The organism is Brachybacterium netajii (SeqCode), assembly GCF_054114245.1.
Genome location: NZ_JBSYXB010000002.1, coordinates 451719 through 469516, shown reverse-complemented (window position 1 = coordinate 469516; position 17798 = coordinate 451719). Strand labels below are relative to the sequence as shown.

At 71.2% G+C, this 17798-nt stretch carries 17 protein-coding genes; 6 read left to right on the top strand and 11 right to left on the bottom strand.

All coding sequences use genetic code 11. The annotated features are described in order from the left end of the window. Positions 1–30: 30 nt before the first annotated feature. Positions 31–1725: a cation:proton antiporter gene (locus ACXET9_RS05850; RefSeq protein ID WP_457885559.1), complete on the top strand. Its 1695-nt coding sequence runs from the start codon at positions 31–33 to the stop codon at positions 1723–1725. Here the strand turns inward: ACXET9_RS05850 and ACXET9_RS05845 are convergent. The 7 genes from ACXET9_RS05845 to ACXET9_RS05815 form a co-directional block, all read right to left on the bottom strand. Beyond that, on the bottom strand, positions 1714–2043 hold the full coding sequence (locus ACXET9_RS05845; RefSeq protein ID WP_457885872.1) for an NUDIX hydrolase: 330 nt from the start codon (positions 2041–2043) through the stop codon (positions 1714–1716). The genes ACXET9_RS05850 and ACXET9_RS05845 overlap by 12 nt on opposite strands. 149 nt (positions 2044–2192) lie before the next feature. After that, on the bottom strand, positions 2193–3053 hold the full coding sequence (locus tag ACXET9_RS05840) for a carbohydrate ABC transporter permease (RefSeq protein WP_457885558.1): 861 nt from the start codon (positions 3051–3053) through the stop codon (positions 2193–2195). Beyond that, a complete protein-coding gene (locus ACXET9_RS05835; protein WP_457885557.1) occupies positions 3050–3922 on the bottom strand; it encodes a carbohydrate ABC transporter permease in 873 nt (290 codons plus the stop codon). Before ACXET9_RS05835 ends, ACXET9_RS05840 begins: the two co-directional genes overlap by 4 nt. A gap of 16 nt (positions 3923–3938) precedes the next feature. Next, positions 3939–5210, bottom strand: a complete 1272-nt coding sequence (locus tag ACXET9_RS05830) for an ABC transporter substrate-binding protein (RefSeq protein WP_457885556.1) — start codon at positions 5208–5210, stop codon at positions 3939–3941. Positions 5211–5288: 78 nt separating this feature from the next. Next, positions 5289–5837, bottom strand: a complete 549-nt coding sequence (locus ACXET9_RS05825) for an HNH endonuclease (RefSeq protein ID WP_457885555.1) — start codon at positions 5835–5837, stop codon at positions 5289–5291. Positions 5838–5992: 155 nt separating this feature from the next. Next, the gene (locus ACXET9_RS05820) at positions 5993–6745 is read right to left on the bottom strand and encodes a CPBP family intramembrane glutamic endopeptidase (protein WP_457885554.1); all 753 of its coding nucleotides are present in this window, start codon (positions 6743–6745) and stop codon (positions 5993–5995) included. A 125-nt stretch (positions 6746–6870) separates the two neighbouring features. After that, positions 6871–8901, bottom strand: a complete 2031-nt coding sequence (locus ACXET9_RS05815) for a beta-galactosidase (RefSeq protein ID WP_457885553.1) — start codon at positions 8899–8901, stop codon at positions 6871–6873. Positions 8902–9067: 166 nt separating this feature from the next. Between ACXET9_RS05815 and ACXET9_RS05810 the strand changes: the two genes are divergently transcribed. The 4 genes from ACXET9_RS05810 to ACXET9_RS05795 all read left to right on the top strand — a co-directional run bounded on the left by ACXET9_RS05810 (position 9068) and on the right by ACXET9_RS05795 (position 13296). Next, positions 9068–10381: an ABC transporter substrate-binding protein gene (locus ACXET9_RS05810; RefSeq protein ID WP_457885552.1), complete on the top strand. Its 1314-nt coding sequence runs from the start codon at positions 9068–9070 to the stop codon at positions 10379–10381. After that, positions 10378–11313, top strand: coding sequence for a carbohydrate ABC transporter permease (locus ACXET9_RS05805; RefSeq protein ID WP_457885551.1), 936 nt, complete (start codon positions 10378–10380; stop codon positions 11311–11313). The genes ACXET9_RS05810 and ACXET9_RS05805 overlap by 4 nt, the downstream gene beginning before the upstream one ends. 5 nt (positions 11314–11318) lie before the next feature. Beyond that, positions 11319–12182, top strand: coding sequence for a carbohydrate ABC transporter permease (locus tag ACXET9_RS05800; protein ID WP_457885550.1), 864 nt, complete (start codon positions 11319–11321; stop codon positions 12180–12182). A 67-nt stretch (positions 12183–12249) separates the two neighbouring features. Then, positions 12250–13296, top strand: a complete 1047-nt coding sequence (locus tag ACXET9_RS05795; RefSeq protein WP_457885549.1) for a LacI family DNA-binding transcriptional regulator — start codon at positions 12250–12252, stop codon at positions 13294–13296. Here the strand turns inward: ACXET9_RS05795 and dhaM are convergent. The 3 genes from dhaM to dhaK are packed head-to-tail and all read right to left on the bottom strand — an operon-like array spanning position 13283 to position 15358. Further along, a complete protein-coding gene (dhaM, locus tag ACXET9_RS05790) occupies positions 13283–13705 on the bottom strand; it encodes a dihydroxyacetone kinase phosphoryl donor subunit DhaM (protein WP_457885548.1) in 423 nt (140 codons plus the stop codon). The two genes, ACXET9_RS05795 and dhaM, sit on opposite strands and share 14 nt — an antisense overlap. Next, positions 13702–14340 carry a dihydroxyacetone kinase subunit DhaL gene (dhaL, locus tag ACXET9_RS05785; RefSeq protein WP_457885547.1) on the bottom strand — a complete coding sequence of 213 codons (639 nt, stop codon included), beginning with the start codon at positions 14338–14340 and terminating at the stop codon, positions 13702–13704. The genes dhaM and dhaL overlap by 4 nt, the downstream gene beginning before the upstream one ends. A 19-nt stretch (positions 14341–14359) precedes the next feature. Then, positions 14360–15358, bottom strand: a complete 999-nt coding sequence (gene dhaK / locus ACXET9_RS05780) for a dihydroxyacetone kinase subunit DhaK (protein ID WP_457885546.1) — start codon at positions 15356–15358, stop codon at positions 14360–14362. Positions 15359–15421: 63 nt separating this feature from the next. Between dhaK and ACXET9_RS05775 the strand changes: the two genes are divergently transcribed. Next, a complete protein-coding gene (locus ACXET9_RS05775; RefSeq protein WP_457885545.1) occupies positions 15422–16279 on the top strand; it encodes an endo alpha-1,4 polygalactosaminidase in 858 nt (285 codons plus the stop codon). 19 nt (positions 16280–16298) lie between these two features. Here ACXET9_RS05775 and ACXET9_RS05770 read toward each other — a convergent pair whose 3' ends face one another. After that, the gene (locus ACXET9_RS05770) at positions 16299–17792 is read right to left on the bottom strand and encodes a peptide MFS transporter (protein ID WP_457885544.1); all 1494 of its coding nucleotides are present in this window, start codon (positions 17790–17792) and stop codon (positions 16299–16301) included. Between the last annotated feature and the right edge of the window lie 6 nt (positions 17793–17798).

Here is a 17798-nt window from a genome sequence, read left to right as displayed (position 1 = left end):
TCGTGCGTCACCGCCCGCATAATGGTCCCCATGTCGATCGAAGGACTCGAGCTCGTCGCCGTCGTCGCCGTGCTCATCATCGTCGCCGTCTCCTACTTCGCCGGGAAGCTCGGCGTCGCCGCACCGATCCTGCTGCTGCTCGTCGGCCTCGGCCTGAGCATGATCCCCGGGATGCCCCCGATCGCGCCCGAGCCCGAATGGATCCTCGCGGTCGTGCTCCCGCCGCTGCTCTACTCGGCGGCCGTCAACATGCCGGTCATCGACCTCCGGCGGGACATCGGGACCATCGGTGCGCTCTCGGTCCTGCTCGTGCTCGCCTCCGCCTTCGCCGTCGGCCTGCTGCTGTGGTGGATCTTCCCCGACCTCAGCATCGCCGCCGCGATCGCCGTCGGCGCCGTCGTCTCCCCGCCCGACGCCGTCGCCGCGACCGCGATCGGCAAGCGCCTCGGCCTCCCGCCGCGCCTGCTGACGATCCTCGAGGGCGAGGGCCTGGTCAACGACGCGACCGCCCTCGTGCTGCTGCGCACCGCCGTCGCCGCGACCGCCGGCGCCTTCTCCTTCACCCACGCCCTCGGCGACTTCGCCTACGCCGTCGCCGTGGCCATCGTCATCGGCGCGATCGTCGGCGTCGTGTCCGTCTGGGTCCGCTCGAAGATCGACCAGCCGGCGCTAAGCACCGCCATCTCCTTCGCCGTTCCCTTCATCGCCTTCCTCCCCGCCGAGGCCGTCGACGCCTCCGGCGTGATCGCCGTGGTCGCCGCGGGCCTCATCACGGGCGCCACCAGCGCCCGCAAGCTCCGTGCCGCCGACCGCAGCGCCGAGCGCACCAACTGGCTGACCATCCAGCTGCTCCTCGAGAACGGCGTGTTCCTGCTGATGGGCCTGCAGCTGGTGACGCTCACCGATGCCGTCGAGGACGTCGGCCTGTCGGTCTGGAACGCCGTGTGGATCGGCGTGCTCGTCACGATCCTGCTGGGGATCGTCCGGATCGCCGTCGTCGTCCCCGTCCTCTTCCGGCTCAAGCGGCGCCGCGCCACGAGCGAGCGGATGATCCACCGCTACCAGGAGATGCTCGACCACGTCGAGAACGACGAGCGCCTCGCCCAGCATCCGCGCGCGCCCCGCGTCACCCGCTGGCTCCGCCGGGAGCACGCCGACGCGCGCTTCTACATCGACAACGGGCTCGGCTGGCGCGGCGGCGCCGTCCTCGCCTGGTCAGGTATGCGCGGCGTCGTCACGCTCGCCGCCGCCCAGTCGCTGCCGACGGACTTCCCGTACCGCACGCAGCTGATCCTGCTCGCCTTCGTCGTCGCGCTCCTGACCCTCGTCGGCCAGGGCGGCACCCTGCCGCTGCTGATCCGGGTGCTCGGCATCCGCGGGACCGACGAGGAGCAGGCCCGCCGCGAGCTCCAGCTGCTCCTCGGCGACCTCTCCGAGGCCGCCGCCTCGCAGGTGCTCGACAACGACGAGCTGCGCCGCCGCGACGGCACCGCCTTCGACGACGACGTCCTCGCCGCCATGCGCGAGCGGATGCGACGTCCGGCCGACGAGGACCGTCCCGAGGACCGCGTCCGCGTCCAGCAGCTCGAGCTGCTGCAGGCGCTCATGGACGCCCAGCAGGACGCCCTCAACGAGGCCCGCTCCATGGGCGGCTACGACTCGCGCACCATCGCCGCCGCCCAGAAGCAGCTGGACCAGGGGATGGCGCGGCTGTCAGAGGGCTGAGGCGCGCCAGGCCGCGATCGCGGCGCCGACCAGGTCGACGCGGGGACCGGCCTGGTCGAGCTCGGCGAGCGGGATCCACTCGGCGCGGTCCGTGGTGCCGCCGACCTCGAGGGTGCCGAGGGTGCCGCCGGTGATGCGCGCCGTGTAGATCGCGCGCACGGAGCGCCACGGACGGCCCGAGGCCTCGTGCCGCGGCGAGGTGCGGGTGTCGATCGCGAGGAGCGCGCCGAGCTCGGCGGTGTAGCCGGTCTCCTCGAGCACCTCCCGCACCACGGCCTGCTCGCAGGACTCGTCGAACTCGACCCCGCCGCCGGGCAGGGTTCACCCGGGCGTCGAGCCGTTGAACCAGCTCAGCAGGATCCGCTCGCGCTCGTCGACGATCACGGCGTAGGCGGCCAGGCGGGTGTCGTACTCGGTGAAGTGCATGGGACCGAGAGTACGTCCCGCCCGGCCGGCCCGCCGCGCCCCTACTTCACGGCGCCCTGGGTGAGCCCCGAGATGACCCAGCGCTGGGTGAACAGGTACACGATGATCGCCGGCGCCATGGCCATCAGATAGCTCGCGAAGGCGATGTTGTAGCTGTTGTTGAACTGCGACTGGAACATGTTCTGCAGCACCGGGAGGGTCTGCTGGGTGGGATCGGAGGTGATGAGGCTCGGCATCATGAAGTCGTTCCACGATCCCAGGAACGCGAAGATGCCGACGGTCGCCGACATCGGCCCCAGCAGCGGCAGGATCAGCCGGACGAACACCTGCCCGGTGCCGGCGCCGTCGACCCGCATCGACTCCTCGAGCGAGATCGGGATCGATCGCAGGAACGCTGTGAACAGCATCGTGTTGAACGCCAGCGCGAACACGATGTGCAGCAGCGCCACGCCGATCGGGTTGTCGAGCCCCACCAGGCCGGTGAGCTTCACCTGGGGGAGCGCGACGACGGGGAACGGGATGAACATCGCCGCGAGCAGGTAGAAGAACGACCAGCGGAACAGGCGGCGATCCCAGTTGCGGACGATCGCATAGGCCGCGAGCGAGGAGATGACGATCTCGCCGACGACCGCGATGAGCGTGATGAGCGCCGACATGGCGAGCGAGCGGGGGAAGCTCGTCAGCGTCCAGGCCTGGACGAAGCCGGTCAGGGAGAACGGCGCGGGCAGGGCGAAGGCCTCGCCCTCGACGGCCTGGGCATCCGTCTTCAGGGCCATGTTGATGGTGACCAGCAGCGGGACGAGCACCGCGAGCGAGCACACCAGCAGGATGACGGTGGCGGGGAGGTTCGGCCGGTCGGCTCCGATGCGGGAGCGGCGGCGGGCGGGGGTCGTGGTGCTCATGCTCCGAAGCTCGCTCTCCCGCGCGTGATCCGCAGCTGGATCAGGGCGATGATGATGCTGATGACGAAGAAGACGGCCGCATTGGCCATCTGGTAGCCGTAGTCGCCGCCGCCGAATCCCTTGAAGATCGACATCGCGACCGTGCGGGTGGAGGTGCCGGGACCGCCGTCGGTGAGGCCGACGACGATGTCGTAGGCGTTGAGGTAGTTCTTGAAGCCGAGGATCGTGTTGATGACGATGTACCCGGACACGAGCGGCAGCGTGACGTGCCAGAGCCGCTTGGCGGGGTTCGCGCCGTCGATCGAGGCGGCCTCGTAGATCTCCCCGGGGATCGTCACGAGCCCGGCGATGTAGATGAGCATCGTCCCGGGGATCGTCGACCAGGCGGTGACGATGACGATCGCGACCCAGGCGAGGTTCTCGTTCGCCAGCAGCGAGGTCGAGAGGACGTCGATGCCGAGCGCCTGTCCGATCGCCGGGAGGGTGGTGGCGAAGAGGAACTTGAAGACGAAGGCGATGATGATCCCCGAGATCACCATCGGCAGCACGAAGACCGTGCGCAGCAGCGTCTGGAAGCGGATCCTCGAGGTGAGCCCGAGGGCGAGGGAGAACGCGAGGATGTTCACGACGATCACGGTCACGAGCGAGAACCCGATGGTGAAGGCGTAGGCGCTCAGGATCCCCTGGTCGCGGAACACGGCGATGTAGTTCCGCAGGCCGATGAACTCCCAGTCCCCGAATCCGATGGAGTTCGTGAACGAGTAGAAGAAGCCCATCGCCGCGGGGAGCGTGATCGCGAGCGTGAAGATCGCGAGCGCGGGGAACAGGAAGAGGTAGTAGATCGGGTCGGTGCGGTGCGAATGTCTCATGGGAGCGTCCTCGGTCTCAGGAGCGGTAGGCCAGGCGCGCCCAGTCGGAGTCCAGGCGCGCGAGCACCGTCTCCGGATCGGCGCCGTAGATGATCGACTGCAGGTAGTTCTCCCACGGGATCGTGAAGGGGATGAACTGCGAGGGACCGCAGGTGATCATCCCGGCGTCGTAGAACTCCTGCATGGGGGCGATCCGCTCATCGGTCGCGGGCGGGGCGTCCTTCGTGGTGCCGAGGGCGAGCAGCGCCTCGTTGTACGGGTTCTGCACCTCGGGGGTCATGAAGTACGAGAGCAGCTCGCGGGCGCCCTCCTGCTGGTCCGCGGCCTCGGGGATCCACAGCGAGAGGTCGATGTTCACGCGGATCTTCCGCTCGTCGGGATCCTCGGTGGCGGGCAGCGCGAAGGTCGACAGGTCGACGTCGGACCCGGTCTTCTCGACCTCGGCCAGCGCCCACGGTCCCTGGAAGAGCATCGCCGCCTCGCCGCGCGCCATGGCGGTGTTGCCGTCGCCGTAGGAGCGGGAGGAGGCGTCGTCCTGGTGGAAGGGGAGCAGCTCGAGCATCCGCCGGATCGGCTCGAGCATCGTGCTCTGGAAGGAGACCTCGGAGTCCGGGCCGACGTCCTCGCCGATCTCGTTCATCGTGTCGTAGAACGACCGCACGTCGATCATCCCGCCGACGGTGTAGTCGAACATGCCCTGGTTGACGGTCCAGGCGTCGGCGAAGGTGCCGTAGATCGGGGTGACGCCCGCGTCCTGCAGGGTCTGGCACACGTCGAGGAAGTCGCTCCAGGTCGTGGGGACCTCGAGATCGTGCTCGGCGAAGATCGTGCGGTTGTAGATGACGGCGGCGCCGGCGACGGAGAAGGGGATGACGCTCGTGCGACCCTCATAGGTCGGATACCAGTCGGCGAGGTCCTGGACGTCCTCGCGGATGAGCGCCGCCTCGGGCATGTCGGCGAGATCGCTCAGCGCTCCGCGCTCCATGAAGCGGGCCATCTCCAGGTTGTAGTTCTGGCAGGCGAGGTCCGGCGGGTTCTGCCGGACGAAGCTCGCCGAGAGGTTCGTCGAGATGTCGTGGATGACGCGGAGGTCGGAGTGCTGGGCGTCGAAGTCGGTGAGCAGGCCCGCGAAGTACTGGATGGCCTCGCGCTTGGACTGGTAGAAGGTCACCGGGCGTCGGCCCGAGCCGCTGCAGCCGGCGAGGCCCGCGGTGGCGAGGAGCGGGCCTGCTCGCAGCAGGCCGCGCCGGCTCACCTGCAGGCCGGGAGGGGTGGAAGAGGACATCATCGTCTCCTTCGTGCTGGTCGGACAGAGGATCGTCGTTTCGTATCGACGATGCGCACACGCGAAGGGACGTGAGTCCCGTCACGCCGATGTGCGGTCGGGCCAGACTAGGGGGTGGATGCGCCGAACGCGAGCCCCGCGCGAGAACTCGGCGCGTCGGGTCGGGTCGAAGGGCGCGTGCCGCAGCGGCATCCCGGCCTCCTCGGGGGTCCGATCGGCCTTGCGGTTGTTGCACTCCTTGCACGCGCACACGAGGTTCAGCCATGAGGACTCGCCCCCGCGGGAGGACGGCAGCACGTGGTCGACGGTCGCCAGCAGCGCATCGCGCGGCGGAGTCTTCGAGACCCCGCGGCCGCAGTAGGTGCAGGTCCAGCCGTCGCGCTCATGGACCGCGCGGTAGGAGAAGCCGATCGAGCGGGAGCCGATGCCCTCGACCCAGGCACCGCTCAGCTCGCGGGTCAGCTCGAGGACGGTGGGGACGATGCGATCCTCGAGGAAGGCGAGCTCGACCGGGACCGCGACGCCGCGGCGGATCATCCCGAAGGCGTGGCGCACGCTCGTGGTGTGCAGCATCTCGCCGATGCCGGTGTCCACGTCGTAGCCCTTGTTGAACACTCTGACCTGAGCCATCGCCGACACCTCCTCGGATATCCGGGATGCGCTCCGTGGTTCAGTATGCCGTTCGCGGATTGCGGAGGGCGAACGATTTCCCGTCGTGTTGGACGGCGGAGACCGGAATTCAGTCGACGGACCTCCTGCGGCCACCGAGAGGTCGTCCCCGATTCTCAGCCGACGGCGGCACCGAGCGCCTGGGCGAGGATCACGACGATCGGACCGCCGAGGATGAGGTTGTTCAGGCCGTGCATGAGCAGCACATGCCAGATGTTCCGCGTCCACAGATAGGTCAGGTTCATCAGCAGTCCGGCGCCCGCGTAGCTGAGGGTCAGCACCAGATGCCCGCCGAAGTTGTTGTAGTGGACCGCACCGAAGAGCAGCGCGTTGACGATCACCAGCAGGGCGGCCGTCCACCACCGGTTCCATGCCGGGAAGGTCATCATCAGCGTGTGGCGGAAGGCGAAGTCCTCGATCAGCGCCGTCACCGTCGGCCCGAAGGATGCGATCAGCAGGACCGCGAAGGCGACGGACGCGCTCGCGTCCGACGATGCCGCGCCGGAGGCGCTGTAGCCGGTGGCGCCGCGCAGCAGCGAGCCCAGCACGCTGATGACGACCTGGATGAGGATCATGCCGGCGAGGACGATCGCGAGGCTGCGCACCGGGGCCCGCCAGAACGCCGTCCAATGCCGACCCAGCCGCTCGCGGTTCAGGACCACGACGGCGACGAAGACGACCACCCGCAGGAGGGTGTCGGCGACGGCGCGGACGCCGACGTCGTCGGTGACGAGCGAGCTCAGCCAGCCGCCGAGGAAGATCGCCGGGACCGAGGCCAGAGCCACCCACTCCGGCGCGCCCCAGCGCAGCCTCGTCGGCAGCTCCTCCGCCCGGACCTTCTCCAGGAATCCTGTCCCGTCACTGCTCATCGCCCGCTCCTCGGTGCGTCCCGGCCGCTCCCTGCGGCACAGGAGCATCCTTCCGCGAGCAGCGGCGGTGGGGCATCGGGCTCGGGGCGGAGCCGATGTGTCGCTCGACTCCGCCCCGGGGATGATCAGGCGGGGATGCGGAGCGTGCGGACGGCGCCGGCGGGGACGTCGAGGGACGTGCCGTCGTCGATCCGGAGGGAGGCGTCCTCGGCCGTGTGGTTGATGGCGATCAGGAAGCGGGTGCCGTCCTCGCCGACGCGCTCGAGCAGCTCGACGTCCGCGGGGAGGTCGCGGATCGTGATGCCGGCCGAAGCGAGGGGGCCCGCGAGGACGGGGGCGAGATCCTCGACGTCGAGATCGGCGGCGACGTACCAGGCTGTGCCGGCGCCGACGTCGTGGCGGGTCAGGGCCGCGCCGCCGGCGACCGGGCCGTCGGCGAAGCGGGCGAGGACCTCGGCGCTCGTCGCCCGCACGTCCTCGGTCCAGATCCGGGCGGTGAGGGGCGCGCCGTCCAGGTCGGCGACGGCCGTGTCGCCCGCGCGCAGCGGGCAGAACTCGTGGACCTCGGCGCCGAGCACCCCGGCGAGGGCGGCGTTGAGCCCGCCGGCGCGCACGCCGTCCTCGGCGTCCACGACGCCCGAGAAGGGGCCGACGACCAGCTGTCCGCCGCCGCGGGCGTAGGCGTCGAGGTTCGCGGCCGCCGCATCGGTCAGCAGGTACGAGGCGGGGGCGAGGACGAGCCGGTAGTCGGACAGGTCGCTCTCGGGGTGCGCGAAGTCGACGCTCACATGGTCCCGCCAGAGCCGCTCGTACCAGGTCTGGATCTGCGCGCGGTGGCTGAAGTCGTCGGCCGGCCGCCAGGGGAGGTCCTGCGCCCAGTGCGACTCCCAGTCCCACAGGATCGCGACCTCGGAGCGCACGCGGGATCCGCGCAGCGCGGCGAGATCCTGCAGGGTGCCGCCGAGGGCGACGATCTCCTTCCAGATCCGGCTGCCGGTGCCGGCGTGGGGGACCATCGCCGAGTGGAACTTCTCGGCGCCCTTGCGGGAGGCGCGCCACTGGAAGAACATCACGGCGTCGGCGCCGCGGCCGACGTGCGAGAGCGCGCTGCGGGCCATCTCGCCGGGCCGCTTGGCGACATTGCGGCCCTGCCAGTTCACGCCCGAGGGCGCATGCTCCATGAGCATCCACGGGCGGCCGCCGGCGAGGGATCGGGTGAGATCGGCGTCCAGTGCGAGCTCGACGAAGTTCCGGGCGTCGGCCGCGATCAGGTAGTGGTCGTTGGCGACGACGTCGACCTCGTCGGCCCAGCGCCACAGGTCGATGTTCGGGCAGGTGTGCGCCATGACGTTGGTCGTGACGGGCACGTGCGGGGCGATCTCCCGCAGCACGTCGCGCTCGGCGCGGAAGCACTCGAGGATCTGCTCGGAGCTGAAGCGCCGCCAGTCCAGCTCGAGCGAGGGGTTCTGCATCGACGGCGTCGGCAGCGGTGCATGGATGTCCGCCTCCTCGCCGAAGACCTGGCCCCAGAAGCGCGTGCCCCAGGCCTCGTTGACACCCTCGAGCCCGCCGTGGCGGGCCAGAGCCCAGGCGCGGAAGGCCTCCTGCGCGAAGGGCGAGAAGCTCTCGCCGACGGGCGCGCCGTACTCGTTGTGCACATGCCACAGGGCCAGCGCCGGATGGTCGCCGTAGCGCTCCGCGAGACGGCGGGCGATGCCGGTGGCGGCCTCCCGGTAGGCGGGGGCCGACGGGCAGGCCATGCCGCGCGAGCCCGGTCCGAGGGCGTTCCCTGCGCGGTCGACGACGCGCGCCTCCGGGTGCTCGCGGAAGAACCAGGCCGGGGGAGCGGCAGTGGGAGTGCCCAGGTCGATGCGGATCCCGTGCGCGTGGAGCGTCTCGACGACCTCGTCCAGCCACTCCCAGCGGAACTCGCCGCGGCGCGGCTCGAGGCTCGCCCACGAGAACATCCCGATGCTGACGAGGTTCACGCCGGCCTCCTGCATGAGGCGGGCGTCCTCGGCCCAGGTCTCGCGGGGCCACTGCTCGGGGTTGTAGTCGCCGCCGTGGACGAGCCCCTCGACGCCGAGGGGCCAGTCGGGGCGGGGGTCGGTCGCGGACCCGAGGGGCGACGATGCCTGGAAACGATCACGGTTCATGATGCGGAACTGTGGCATGCGAGCGCGGAAGTTGCAACCGGCTCCATGAGGGAGCCCGTTCGGTCTCGGGGTTGGGGCGTCGGGTCTTGACTGGAAACGATCACAGTTCTACAGTTCCGCGGAGCACCGTCCGAGCCCCGGGCGGTCACGACGCAAGGAGGCGTTCATGACGAGTGCCGGACATCCCACGCGGCGCCGGCTCCTCGCCGGAGCAGGAGCCGGGCTGGCCGCGGCCGCCCTCGCCGGCTGCGGCAGCGGCAGCGGCGGTGCGAGCCCCGACGGGACCGCGCTGACCTTCTGGACCTGGGCCCCGGGCATCGAGGAGGTCGTCGCGCTCTGGAACGCGCAGAACCCCGACGTCCAGGTCCTCGTCTCCCGGCAGGATGCGGGCGATGCCGCGGTCACCAAGCTGCTGACCGCCGTGCGCGCCGGCAACGGCGCCCCCGATCTGGTCCAGGCCGAGTACCAGGCCCTCACCTCGCTGGTCGCGGCGAACGCGATCGCCGACATCTCCGGCGACCTCGACCCCGCGACCGAGGGTCGCTTCTCCGAGGGCATCTGGTCCGCCGTCTCGATCGCCGACGGCGTCTACGCCGTCCCTCAGGACACCGGGCCGCTGCAGTTCTACTACCGCGCCGACGTCTTCGACGACCTCGGCCTGTCCGCCCCCGAGACCTGGGACGACTACGCCGACTGCGCCCGCGCGATCCACGCGGCCGATCCCTCGATGTACCTCGGCACCTTCTCCTCGACCGACCCCGGCCTGTTCGTCGGCCTCGCCCAGCAGGCCGGCGCCTCCTGGTGGGGCATCGACGGCGAGCGCTGGAGGGTCGACATCGACGCCGAGCCCACGCAGCGGGTCGCCGCGCTCTGGGGCGGCCTCGTCGAGGAGGGCGTGCTGTCCGTCGACCCCATGTACACGCCGCAGTGGAACGCCGCGCTGAACGCCGGCACCCAGGTCGGCTGGGTCTCGGCGGCCTGGGCGCCGGGCGTGCTCGAGGGCAACGCCGGATCCACCGCCGGGAACTGGCGCATGGCCCCGATCCCGCAGTGGGAGGCCGGCGCGAACGCGACCGGCAACTGGGGCGGGTCCACCACCGCCGCCGTCATCGGCGGAGCCCACCAGGCCGAGGCCGTCCGCTTCGCCGAATGGATGAACACCAGCGACGAGGGCGTCCTCGCCCTCGTGCGCGAGTCCGGGGTGTTCCCCGCCGACCTCGTCGCCGCGCCCGCCGCGCTCGCCGAGCCGCCCGCCTTCTTCGCCGAGCAGCCGGACTTCTACGAGCTGTCCGCCCGCAACGCCGAGGGCGTGCAGCCCTTCGTCTTCGGACCCAATGTGAACGTCGCCTACTCGCTGTTCAACGACGCCTTCGCCGTGGCCGCCCGGACGGGCACCGCCGCCGCCTTCGCCGAGGCCGTCACCACCGTCCACGCCGGCACCGTCGCCGACCTCGAGAGCCAGGGGTACCAGCTCGCATGAGCACCAGGACCGCACCCACGACATCGCTCCGCCGACGCACCGACCGCTTCGGCTATCTCTTCATCGCGCCCGCCGCGATCTGCTTCGTCCTGTTCCTCGCGATCCCGATCCTCTACGCGCTCTGGACGAGCCTGCGGCGCGAGGAGGTCGTCGGCCTCGGCCTCGGCGAGGGCGGGCGCGTCCCCGCCTGGGCGGGGCTGCAGAACTACGCCGCCGTGCTCGCCGACAGCGAGTTCCTCGCCAGCGCCGGACGGGTGCTCGTCTACGGGCTCGTGCTCGTGCCCACGATGCTCGGCCTCGCGCTGCTGTTCGCGCTGCTGCTGGACTCGAGGCGCGCCCGCCTCCGCCGCATCGCCCGGATCTCCATCTTCCTGCCCTATGCGGTGCCGGCGGTGATCTCCTCGCTGCTGTGGGGCTTCCTCTACCTCCCCGGCACGAGCCCCTTCCACTATGTCGCCGACGCCCTCGGCGGCAGCCTGCCCGATGTGCTCTCCCCGCAGCTGGTGCTGCTGGCGATCGCCAACATCGGCATCTGGGGCGGGACCGGCTTCAACATGGTCGTGCTCTACACCTCGCTGCGCTCCGTGCCCGGCGAGCTGTACGAGGCCGCGACCCTCGACGGCTGCGGCGAGCTGCAGACGGCCCTGCGGGTCAAGATCCCCATGATCCTGCCCTCGCTGATCATGACCTGCGTGTTCTCGATCATCGCGACGCTGCAGGTGTTCGCCGAGCCCATGCTCCTGAAGCCCCTGACCAACTCCATCTCCACGACCTGGTCGCCGCTCATGCGGATATACCGCGACGCGTTCATCGAGAACGACATCCACACCGCCTCGGCCGGCTCCGTGCTGGTGGCGCTGGCGACCTTCGTCATCTCCTTCGGCTTCCTGCGCCTCGTGCGCGGGCAGGCCTTCGCCCAGGAAGAGCGCTGAGCCCCATGACCACCACGACCCCCGCCCGCGCCGTCGGCGCCGAGAAGCCGTCCGTCCTCGCCACCGGCGTCCTCGTGCTCGGCGCCCTGTACTGCCTGCTGCCGGTGGTGTGGGTGCTGATCGCCGCCTCCAAGAGCGCCGACGAGCTGTTCAGCACCTTCACCCTCGCCCCGTCCTCGCACCTGCTGGAGAACATCGGGGACCTCTTCGCCTACCGCGACGGGCTCTACCTCCGCTGGGGGCTGAACACCGTCCTGTACGCCGTCGGCGGCGCCGTGCTCTCCACGGTCGTGTCCGCCGCCGCGGGCTACGGCCTCGCGCTGTTCGACTTCCGCGGCAAGCGGCTGTTCTTCAACGCGATCCTCGCCGGCGTGCTGCTGCCCTCGGTGATCCTCGCGGTCCCGCAGTACCTGCTCTTCGCGCAGGCGGGCCTCGCCAACACGTACTGGGCGGTGCTGCTGCCGAGCATCCTGAACCCCTACGGCATCTATCTCGCCCGCATCTACGCCGGGGCCTCGGTGCCGCGGGAGATGGTCGAGGCGGCCCGCACCGACGGCGCCGGGGAGATCCGCATCTTCACCCGCTTCGCGGTGCCGATGATGATGCCGGGCCTGGTCACCGTGTTCCTGTTCCAGTTCGTCGGGATCTGGAACAACTACATGCTCCCGTACATCATGCTCGGCGACGATCGGCTGTTCCCCATCACCGTGGGCCTGTCGACGCTCATGAACCAGGGCGCCTCGCAGCCGGCGATGTACACGACCGTCATCACCGGCGCGCTCGTCGCGATCCTCCCGCTGATCGCCCTGTTCCTGCTGCTGCAGCGGTACTGGCAGAGCGACCTGACCGGCGGCGCGGTCAAGGGCTGATCGCCTCCGCGGCTCGTCCATACTGGGGACGGGCCGCGGACGCGGTCGCGGACCGAGGAGGACAGCGATGGCAGCACGAGCGGGCAAGCGGCCCACCATCTCCGAGGTCGCGCAGCGGGCCGGCGTCTCCACCGGCACCGTCTCCCGGTACCTCAACGGCGGTCGCTGGGTCTCGCCCGAGTCCTCCCGCGCCGTCGCCCGGGCGATCCGCGAGACCGGCTACGTCGCCAGCTCCACCGCCCGCTCCCTGCGCACGGGCCGCACCGGCACCGTCGCCTTCGTGATCGACGAGAGCCCGGCCCGCTTCTTCGAGGACCCGAACTTCGAGGCCCTCGTGGAGAAGGTCGGCGAGGCCCTCGCCGCCCGCGACCGCACCCTCGTGCTGCTGCTCGCAGGGGACTCCTCCGGGGCCGACCGCGCCGAGGCGTTCCTGCGCACCAGCAGCGTCGACGGGGCCGTCACCGCCTCCGCGCAGCCCGAGCACCGGCTCGTCGAACGCATCCTCGACGCGGGGATCCCGCTGGTGAACATCGGCGCGCCCGCGGGGATCGACGACCGCGTCTCCTATGTCGCGGCCGACGACTCCGCCGGCGGACGCGCCATGGCCGAGCATCTGCTCGCCCGCGGCGCCCGCCACCTCGCCGTCATCGCGGGCCCCGCGCACACTCCCGGCGGGCTGCTGCGCCCGCAGTCCTTCGGCGCCGCGATCGAGGAGGCGGGCAGGGACGCCGAGCTCGTCGCCGTGCGCCACGGCGACTACTCCCGCGAGAGCGGACGCCGCCTCGCCGCCGAGCTCCTCGCCGAGCACCCGGAGATCGACGGGATCTTCGCGGGCAACGACCGCATGGCCCGCGGCGTCATCGCCGCCGTCCGGGAGAGCGGCCGCACGGTGCCCGGCGACGTGCTCGTCGGCGGCTTCGACGACTCCCCGGCCGACCCGGCGGACGAGCTGGCGCTGACCACGATCCGCCAGGACTTCGACCGGATCGCCGCCGAGCTCGTCGACGTGCTCGACAAGCAGGCCGCGGCGGGCGTCCGCACCGCCGCGGTGGTGCCCGTCGAGCTCGTCGCGCGTGCGTCGACCGACCGCGGAGGCGAGGTCAGTCCCGCCTGAGGGTCGCCAGATGGGCCCGCTTCGCCTCGACCGCGATCTCGGCCTCCGCGGCGACCCGCTCGAGGTCGGCGCCGCCGGCGGCGACCGCGGCCGCCCCGACGAGCCCCTCCACGAGCGGCGCCGGGCTCAGGCGGACCCGGCCCGCGAGCTCCGGATCGAGCATCTCGAGCGCCATCTCCGCGGACATCAGCGCGCTGCCCAGATCCATCAGCACCAGCACGCCCTGCGCGTCGGCCGCCCGCTCGATCGCCTCCTGGATCGCGAGCGCATCGGTGCCCAGCTCCGTCTCCGACAGCCCCGCCGCGACCTCGAGCCGCGGCCCGCCGTCCCCGCCGAGCATCTGCGCGGCGAGCGCGACCGCGGCCTCCGCGAGCGGCCGCGAATGCGAGACGACGACGATCCCGGTCATGCCGCACCCCCGAGGGTCTCCGCGGCGGCCCGCCACAGCAGGACCGTCGACTCCGATCCCGGGTCGACATGCCCGATCGAGCGCTCGCCCAGGTAGGAGGCGCGTCCCTTCGTGGCCTGGAGGCCGATCGCGGCATCGCGCCCCTCCTCGGCGGCCCGGGCGGCCGCGGCGACGCCGCCCTCGCGCAGCGCGGCGAGGGCCGGATACCACGCGTCCAGCATCGTCTTCTCGCCCTGCTCGGCGCGGCCCCGCTGCGCGATGCCCTCGATGCCCGCGGCGACGGCGTCGGCGAAGGCCGCGGCGTCGAGCTCCTCGGCGCCCGGGGCGGCGGTCCCCAGGCGCAGGAAGAACGTGCCGTACAGCGGACCGGAGGCGCCGCCGACGCGCGAGACCAGCGTCATCCCGACCTTCTTCAGGAGGGCGTCGACGGTTCTCAGGCTCTCGTCGTCGAGGACCTCGAGCACGGCCCGGAAGCCGCGCGCCATGTTCGCGCCGTGATCGGCGTCGCCGATGGCGGCGTCGAGCTCGGTCAAATGCGCGGCCTCCTGCTCGATCAGCTCGGCGCTGCGCCGCAGCCAGGCGCGCAGGTCGTCGACGGTGATCGTGGTGGTGCTGCTGCTGCTGGTGCTGTCCATCTCTGCTCCCTCTGCTCCCTCAGATCCCGCGTCGCAGTCCCGGCGTGCGCACCGGGGCGTCCCAGAAGCGCGTGAGCTCCTCGTCCAGACGCAGCAGCGTCAGCGAGCAGCCCGCCATGTCCAGGCTCGTGATGTAGTCGCCGACGAGCGTGCGCGTCTGCTGCACGCCCGCCGCGTCCAGCAGGCGCGAGACCTCCGCCTGCATGACGTACAGCTCGATCAGCGGGGTTGCGCCCATGCCGTTGAGGAAGCACAGCACCGGGCCCTCGCCCGGGAGCTCCTCGAGGATCGGCTCGACCAGGCTGCGGGCGATCTCGGAGGCCGGGGCGATCTTCTCCCGGTGGCGGCCCGGCTCCCCGTGGATGCCGATGCCGATCTCCATCTCGTCCTCCGGCAGATCGAAGGACGGCTTCCCGTTGGCGGGCACCGTGCAGCTGGTCAGCGCCATGCCCATCGACCGGCCGTAGGAGGACACGCGGGAGGCGATCTCCGTGACCTCCGTGAGGTCCAGGCCCTCCTCGGCCGCGGCCCCGGCGATCTTCTCCAGCAGCACGGTCACGCCCACGCCGCGCCGGCCCGCCGTATAGGAGGAGTCCTCCACGGCGACGTCGTCGTGCGTGACCACGGCGGTCACCTCGATGTCGGACTCGGCGGCGGCGAGCTCCGCCGCCATCTCGAAGTTCATGACATCGCCGGTGTAGTTCTTCACCACGTGCAGGACCCCGGCGCCGCGATCCACGGCGGTGGTCGCCGCGAGGATCTGATCGGGCACGGGGGAGGTGAAGACCTCCCCGGCGCAGGCGGCGTCCAGCATGCCGAGGCCGACGAAGCCGCCGTGCAGCGGCTCATGCCCGGAGCCCCCGCCGGAGACGATCGCGACCTTCCCCCGGTCCTTCGGGACGGCGCGGTAGACGATCCGGTTCTCGACGTCGACGTCGAGCTCCTCGGGATGGGCGACGGCCATGCCGCGCAGCGCGTCGACGACCACGTCGTCGGGGGAGTTGATGAGCTTCTTCATGCTTCCGAAGCGTAGCGCCCGATGTGATGCGCGTCTCGCTCCCCGGCGGGGGAGGATGGGGGCGTGTCCCGACTGCGCTCCGTGCTCCCCGGCCCGTCCCTCCTCGTCGTCCCCGCGCTGCTCTGCCTGATCGCCTCGTCCTGCGCGGCGAGCCCCGCTCCCGCCCTCTCCTCGCTGCCGTCGGGCGGCGGCTTCGACTACCAGCTCGGCGGGGCCGCCGATCCGGAGGCGGTCGGGGAGGACCTCGCCGTCGTCGTCCGCGACGCCGGCGACCCGCCCCTCGAGGGCGCCTACTCGATCTGCTACGTCAACGGCTTCCAGACCCAGCCCGGCGAGGAGGACCTCTGGGCGGACGCCCCCGACGCGATCCTCCGCGACGCCGACGGCGAGCCCGTCATCGACCCCGACTGGCCCGACGAGCAGATCCTCGACCCCGCGACCGAGGAGTCCCGCGCGCAGATCCTCGACCGCATCGGCCCGGTGATCTCGACCTGCGCCGAGGACGGCTACGACGCCGTCGAGATCGACAACCTCGACACCTTCACCCGCATCGACGGCATCGACGAGGAGGACGCGCTCGCGCTCGCCGGCGCCTACGTCGAGCGCGCGCACGCCGAGGGCCTCGCGATCGCGCAGAAGAACACCCCGGAGGTCTCCGAACGGGCCCGCGAGGAGCTCGGCTTCGACCTCGCCGTCGTCGAGGAGTGCGGCGCCTATCGGGAGTGCGCCGACTACACCGACGTCTACGGGGACGCGGTCCTGCAGGTCGAGTACCCGGACTCGCTCGAGGAGGAGGGGATCTCCTTCGAGGAGGTCTGCGCGGACCCGGACCGGGCGCCGCTGACGATCCTGCGCGACCGCGATCTGGTGCCGCCGTCGGAGGACGCTCACCTGCGGCGGGCGTGCGAGGACGCCGTCTGAGCCTGCGGGCCCGGGACGATCAGCGCACGCCGCGCATGGCCCGTCCGACGGGCTTCGCGATCGCGAGCATGACCAGGCCGATCCCGATCGTGACCGCGCCCAGGACGCCGAAGTAGGCGACCTCCGCATCGGCCGAGTAGAACTGCGCGAGGGAGCCGGAGAGCGCCGTGCCGAGGGCGGTGGCCAGGTAGAACAGCGCCATCATGAGCACCGGGTAGGCGCGGGGCGCGAGCTTCGTGGCGAGGGACAGCCCGACGGGGGAGAGCGACAGCTCGCCGAGGGTAGCCACCAGCATGATCAGGGCGATCCACAGCACCGGCACGCTCGCCACCGACGCCATCGGCAGGAACAGCAGGAAGGCGAGGCCGATCAGCATGATGCCGAAGGAGAACTTCACCGGGGTGGCGGGGTTGCGGGTGCCGAGCTTCGTCCAGAGGGCCGCGAAGACGGGCGCCAGCACGATGATGAAGAACGGGTTGAACGACTGCACCCAGGAGATCGGCATCTCCCAGCCCATGAGGTCGCGGTTGAGTCGGGCGTCCGAGTAGAGCGTGATGACGGTGAACTGCTGCTGGAACAGGGCGAAGAACGCGGCGACGCCGATGAACAGCGGGATGAAGGCGAGGACGCGGGAGCGCTCGTCGGAGTCGACCTTCTTCGAGGTCAGCAGCAGCGCGAAGATCACCACCGCGGCGACGATCGCGAGGCCCGCGACGACGTCGGCGAGGTTCCCGGGGTTCACGACCCCGGTGAGCACGAGCACGAGGATCAGCGCGATCGCGGCGAGGGCGGCCCCGGCCCAGACCGGGTAGGCGCGGCGCGGCAGCGGATCGGGCACCCGGTGCACGGTCGCCGGCAGCGAGCGGCGGGTCAGCGCGTACTGGGTCAGGCCGATGGCCATGCCGATCGCGGCGAGGCCGAAGCCGAGGTGGAAGCCCCAGGTCTTCTGCGCGAGGCCCGTGACGAGCGGGCCCAGCAGGCCGCCGATGTTCACGCCCATGTAGTAGATCGAGAAGCCGGCGTCGCGGCGCGGATCGTCGACGGAGTAGAGGTCGCCGACGAGCGTCGCCGAGGTCGCCTTCAGGCCGCCCGAGCCGACGGCCACGAGCAGCAGGCCGAGGACCAGCCCGGGCACCCCCGGCACGAGCGCGAGGGCGAGGTGGCCGAGCATGATGAGGATCGCCGAGGAGAACATGGTCTTCTCGGGGCCGAGCAGGCGGTCGCCGACGAGCGCGCCGACGATCGAGAAGATGTACACCGAGCCGCCGTAGGCGCCGACGATGCCCGCCGCGACGGTCTCGTCGAGGCCGAGCCCGCCCTGCGTGGCGGAGAAGTACATGTAGATGGCGAGGATGCCCTGCATCCCGTAGAAGCTGAAGCGCTCCCACATCTCCACGCTGAAGAGGTTCGCGAGCGGCCGGGGCTGGCCGAGGAACGTCCGGGCGGCGGGGTCGCTCGCGTCGAGCGGGGTCGTGGAGCTCTCAGGGCTCTCGGGTGTCTCGGAGGAATTCACGGGATG